The 1,410-nt window shown below is 41.8% G+C and carries 2 protein-coding genes and 2 pseudogenes; all 4 read right to left on the bottom strand.

Annotated elements, in window-relative coordinates; translation table 11 throughout:
- A pseudogene (locus C5471_RS25140) lies at positions 1-171 on the bottom strand (hypothetical protein); the annotation flags it as partial.
- A gap of 217 nt (positions 172-388) precedes the next feature.
- Positions 389-811 (bottom strand): hypothetical protein, encoded by a 423-nt coding sequence (locus C5471_RS23230; protein WP_133815707.1) that lies wholly within the window; start codon positions 809-811, stop codon positions 389-391.
- A complete protein-coding gene (locus C5471_RS23225; RefSeq protein ID WP_242688851.1) occupies positions 812-1,213 on the bottom strand; it encodes a hypothetical protein in 402 nt (133 codons plus the stop codon).
- A 2-nt stretch (positions 1,214-1,215) separates the two neighbouring features.
- Positions 1,216-1,300: pseudogene (locus C5471_RS24980) on the bottom strand (RHS repeat-associated core domain-containing protein); the annotation flags it as partial.
- Positions 1,301-1,410 lie beyond the last annotated feature (110 nt).

The following is a 1,410-nucleotide window of genomic DNA, read 5'->3' as shown; positions in this document are numbered from 1 at the left end:
GAATTGTGCATCCTTATCCTTTGCAGCGCTTTTACGCCAAACACCCGAGGTAGGAGCCGGATGCGTTAGTCGCGCACGTCCGGATCTGTGCGGGGGGTAGCTGGTAACGGCTATTCCTACCGCGACCAGAGGGTCAACCCAACTCACCGGATTATGCACGTAACTGTAAGGATTTACGCCGCCGGCTAACCCTAAAGGGTCAGGCGAGTTTCACTGTCGTAATAACAGTGTCGGTTGTAAAAAAGCCCGTTTTCTTCATCCTTATATTTTCCGCAGAACTGTAAATTGCAGGTCAGGTTCCGCTCGTCATCAAGTACTACCCACTAAACCGCAGGTTGATATGTGTCCCGATAGGCAGGAAGATCGCTAGGAGCCTCCTGTCTGTTCATTAATACGATTGAATTAGTTCTCCGATAGAACCTAATTCAATATCGAATGAAAATCTGAAATCTATCCCATTAATATGGATAAAAAAATATAATTCGCTGTTTATATAATAAACATCTGAAAAGATTACATCGCTAGTATTTAAAATTTCCTTAATATTCCATTTAAGTGAATTATCCGGATTTAGAATATATGCTTGATTATTAGATTTATTAAAAGGCGCTATAATCAAAGCTATTCCAGCAGAATCTTTCAAAATAAGAGGTATAAGTCTATTGTCATCGTATATTTCTTGTCTTTTTCCTGCATATACCCATGTAATGCCAGTAGGAAGTAACTCGAAAACACTTAATCCTTGAGGATTCCGTTTCCTATCATAGTCATCCAGAGTATCTATAATCTTAAAATCACTAATAATGCTCATTTATCCTCCACATTTTTTAGAATAAATTTTCCTTGGCTCACCAATGGGCTTTAACTTTGCCCTATCTTCATAGTTAAGGATTTGTATCTGGGTACCTCCACCTGCATAAATTTTCCCTCCAGAACTTTGTGGACCAACTGGCCCCGTTTGTATACGAATTCCTTCTGGAATATGGAACTTTTGCACATGAGATATTTCAGGCTTGAATTCAGGAATTACGGCCAATTGATTTCTTACATAATCAACATTCGGAATATGGTCTAAGGTTGCCCATCCTCCTGGTTTAATTTGTCCTGGAGACATAGCCATTTCAACAGCAATCCCACCTTTAGGCACTACGGTAGATTCTAATTTTGCGCCGTGCCCCCAAGGATCTAAAGATGTCGGTGTTGGTAATGCCAATGGATTCAACCCCAGAGGATCTACCCAGTTAGCCGGATTATGCACGTAACTGTAAGGATTTAGTCCGCCAGCTAACCCAATCGGGTCTTCGGCACTATCCCGACGCCATCATACCGTTGAGCGGACTTTTCCCTCTGATTTAACAGCCTTTTTCTCCGCCGCGTTTTCCCACCCTGTTAAAGAACATACCAACTCGC

The sequence above is a fragment of the Photorhabdus tasmaniensis genome (assembly GCF_011189505.1).
Taxonomy (GTDB): Bacteria; Pseudomonadota; Gammaproteobacteria; order Enterobacterales; family Enterobacteriaceae; genus Photorhabdus; species Photorhabdus tasmaniensis.
This window is presented reverse-complemented; position numbering and strand designations above follow the sequence as displayed.

Excerpts from the sequence above, each read along its gene's own strand:
- C5471_RS23230 (WP_133815707.1), bottom strand. The coding sequence starts at position 811 with ATGAGCATTATTAGTGATTTTAAGATTATAGATACTCTGGATGACTAT.